Raw genomic sequence first — 824 nt, 5'->3', positions numbered from 1 at the left:
CGACGAGCTCGGGCTGGAGCACGATCGCGCGGTGCCGGTGCTCCGCCGCGTCCTCGCCGGTCTCCTCGATGAGCAGCTCGGCGGCGGTGCGCCCCATGCGCGCGGACGGCTGGCGCACCGAGGTCAGGGGCACCACGGCGGCGGCCGCGAACTCGATGTCGTCGTAGCCGACGATCGCCATGTCGTCGGGGACCCGCACCCCGGCCGCGTACAGCGACTGGAGGACGCCCAGGGCCAGCAGGTCGTTGGCGCAGAAGACCGCSGWSGGGMGKKCGSSCAKGCCCAGCAGSCGKGCCCCGGCGTCCCGCCCGGCCGCGGCGTCCAGGCGAGCCGTCTCCACCTGTGCGAGGGCACCGGCCGGCAGCCCCGCCTCCGCGAGGGCCAGCAGCGCGCCCTCGCGGCGGTCGCGGCACTGCGCGAGGTGCATGGGGCCGCTGACGTAGACGACCTCCCGGTGCCCGCGCTGCACGAGGTGGCGCACGGCGAGGGCGCCGCCCGTGATGTCGTCCACGGACACCGAGCAGCCCTCGGCGCTGGGCAGCGCCCGGTCGACGCAGACGAACGGGATGCCGTGGCGGCGGAAGGCGGCGAGGTTCCGGCCGGAGGCGTCCGCGGGCGTCACCAGCACCCCGCGGACCTCCTGCTCGCAGAAGAGCGTCAGGTACTCGGCCTCCTCGCGAGGGCTCTCCGCGCTGTTGCAGAGCATCACACCGAGGCCCGCGTCGCGGGCGGAACGCTCGGCGCCCGCCGCGATGTCCACGAAGAACGGGTTGGCCATGTCGAGGACGAGCATCCCCAGCGTGCGGCTGCGGCCGGCGCGGAGC

At 76.0% G+C, this 824-nt stretch carries 1 pseudogene; it reads right to left on the bottom strand.

Features of this window, described 5'->3' with window-relative positions:
• A pseudogene (locus EAO77_RS35500) lies at positions 1 to 824 on the bottom strand (substrate-binding domain-containing protein); the annotation flags it as partial.

It is taken from the genome of Streptomyces sp. T39, assembly GCF_008042045.1.
Lineage (GTDB): Bacteria > Actinomycetota > Actinomycetes > Streptomycetales > Streptomycetaceae > Streptomyces.
The sequence above is the reverse complement of the archived record's forward strand: the minus strand, read 5'-3'. Positions and strand labels throughout refer to the sequence as shown.